This window comes from Gilliamella sp. Choc5-1, from assembly GCF_001690595.1.
In the GTDB taxonomy this organism is placed as follows: domain Bacteria; phylum Pseudomonadota; class Gammaproteobacteria; order Enterobacterales; family Orbaceae; genus Gilliamella; species Gilliamella apicola_M.
Map to the genome: position 1 here is coordinate 1 of NZ_LZHH01000090.1, position 2,203 is coordinate 2,203.

A 2,203-nucleotide genomic window follows, 5' to 3' on the forward strand; every position below is an offset into this window, starting at 1 on the left:
AAGTCATCACACGCCATATCTGGGAAGCAGATAAAGAGAAAGCCAATGAGATTCGTTTAAGTCAGTGGGGTAAAAAAGTCTATGCTCGGCGAAAAGAGACCGTAGAGCGCAGTTTTGCTGATGCTATTTCTTTTTATTTTTTCGAAAAAAAGCCCGTTTCAAAACATCAAAAAAGCCCAGTGAGCGAACCATTTTTTGCCCGTCAACATAAACTCGAATGGCTTGTAATACCTTTTTGGGGTCTTTAGATGCAAAGGTGAAAGTTCCATTTTTTTTGGTTTGAATTGAATAGTGAGGAATCCATCTACCGCCCAATAGCACAGATGCGACAACGTAGTCTACTTCGTCCCAAGGTATTTGTATATATTTACGAGGGTCATGTTTGTGGTAGAACTCAAAGGCTTTGTCGCCAATCATAATATTGCCATATTCTGTAAAACCAACAAAAGCTGTTGCTTGTGTGGTTAAGTCTAATTTAGTGTTTAATGATTGAACCATTATTATCCATAAATAAATTGGTAGTTTTATAAATTAACCCATTATTTTTAAAGGTCAAATAAAGTTAAAAATAATGGTTTTATCGAAAGATATAATAAAATGGTGATACATAAAAAGTACTATATATTAAAATATAGTACTTTTTAGAAATGCTATAAAACATTACATTTTATAACAGGCCAATTACATGCCCAACTATACCAACAATAAATAATCCAAGGATCATTAAAATTGGTGATACTTTTTTACGAAGTAACCACATACAGAAGAAGGTTAATAGTAAAGGAACTAGCCCAGGTATTAATTGATCTAAGTTATTTTGTAAGGTAGTAATCTTTTCGTGAGTAAGTGATAACCCATTTTGCATTTGCATCAATGCTTTTTGAATGCCTTCTGCTCCCGCAGGTAATGAGTTCCAGTCAATGAATGCACCGTTATCTAATTTTACTTTTGCAACCACAGGTTGGAATTTTATTGACACCCACCTTTGTACCAAAGCGGCTACAACCAACATTCCCAAAATAGAGGCACCTTTAGTTATTTTGGGTAGTAAACCACCGGATAAATTATCAATAATTTTTGAGCCAGTATGGTAACCAAATTCTTGGGTATACCACATAAAACAGCAACGAATAATATTCCAGAGTAGAAAGAATAAAATTGGTCCCATAATATTGCCGCTAAGCGCGAGTGATGCGCCAAGTCCTCCAAGCATCATTCTCAATGTAAACCAGAATACGGGATCGCCCACACCTGCAAGTGGCCCCATCATACCGATTTTTACCCCTTGAATAGTAACGTCATCAATAGCCGCTCCATTTGCGCGTTCTTCTTCAAATGCAAGAGTTACTCCAAGTATTGGTGATGCTAAATAAGGGTGTGTATTAAAAAATTCTAAGTGGCGTTTAAGGGCTGCTGATCGCTCTTTTTTGCTAGTATATAATTTTTTGATGGCAGGAATCATTGAATAAACCCAACCACCATTTTGCATACGTTCATAGTTCCAAGAACCTTGAAGGAAAGTTGAACGCCAAACAACAGCTAAACGATCTTTTTTGCTTAATTGAATTCTATCAGTCATTTTGGATCGGCTACACTAATTCATACAACTTTTTTAAGGGGTAAGGTAAACTTATCACAACTAAAAAAGGAACAAATATGAATAAGATTAAACGCAAAAGACGAACATTCACAGATGATTTTAAACACCAAATGGTCAGTCTTTATCAACATGGTAAATCACGTAGTGAAATCGTTGCAGAATATGATTTGACACCATCCGCATTGGACCGTTGGATAACGCAATCAAGCCAAAGTGGCTCATTTAAAACAAAAGATAATCGCGGTCCACAAGAACAAGAGTTAATCGCGTTGCGTAAAGAGCTTAAACAACTCCGCATGGAAAACGATATTCTAAAGCAAGCAGCACTGATAATAGGGCGAAAATCGCTATCCTAAAAGCAAATCGACATCGTTATAGCATAACAAAGCTATGTCAATATTTAGGATTATCAAGATATTATGCTTATTATCAGTGTAAATTGAATAGACAAAAATCAGTAGGGCTTTATGCCGATAAAATCGTGACGCTATTTAATCAGAGCTATCAGTCTTATGGTACAAGACGAATTCGTTTTGATTTACAAAAAGAGAATATTTGGGTGTCACGCCGTTACATTGCTCGGGTGATGAAAGCCTTATTGCT

Annotated in this window: 4 protein-coding genes and 1 pseudogene; 3 read left to right on the top strand and 2 right to left on the bottom strand. The window is 36.0% G+C overall.

The features are described 5' to 3' along the window. Positions 1-125, top strand: a pseudogene (locus A9G35_RS14005) (transposase); the annotation flags it as partial. On the opposite strand, the gene A9G35_RS07835 reads toward A9G35_RS14005, so the two are convergent. Continuing rightward, on the bottom strand, positions 124-498 hold the full coding sequence (locus tag A9G35_RS07835) for a DUF956 family protein (RefSeq protein WP_065636387.1): 375 nt from the start codon (positions 496-498) through the stop codon (positions 124-126). The pseudogene A9G35_RS14005 and the gene A9G35_RS07835 overlap by 2 nt on opposite strands. Before the next feature lie 169 nt (positions 499-667). Then, complete coding sequence (locus A9G35_RS07840; RefSeq protein ID WP_065636388.1) at positions 668-1,579, bottom strand: PTS system mannose/fructose/sorbose family transporter subunit IID; 912 nt, start codon at positions 1,577-1,579, stop codon at positions 668-670. 77 nt (positions 1,580-1,656) lie between these two features. Here A9G35_RS07840 and A9G35_RS07845 point away from each other — a divergent pair, with 77 nt between their 5' ends. Together A9G35_RS07845 and A9G35_RS14150 are read left to right on the top strand one after the other, a co-directional pair. Next, complete coding sequence (locus A9G35_RS07845; RefSeq protein WP_065635422.1) at positions 1,657-1,956, top strand: transposase; 300 nt, start codon at positions 1,657-1,659, stop codon at positions 1,954-1,956. Between the two features lie 125 nt (positions 1,957-2,081). Beyond that, on the top strand, positions 2,082-2,203 hold a 122-nt coding region (locus A9G35_RS14150; RefSeq protein ID WP_442903167.1), incomplete at its 3' end, for an IS3 family transposase.

Coding starts and splice junctions, on each gene's coding strand:
- A9G35_RS07845 (WP_065635422.1), top strand. CDS start 1,657: ATGAATAAGATTAAACGCAAAAGACGAACATTCACAGATGATTTTAAA.
- A9G35_RS07840 (WP_065636388.1), bottom strand. CDS start 1,579: ATGACTGATAGAATTCAATTAAGCAAAAAAGATCGTTTAGCTGTTGTT.
- A9G35_RS07835 (WP_065636387.1), bottom strand. CDS start 498: ATGGTTCAATCATTAAACACTAAATTAGACTTAACCACACAAGCAACA.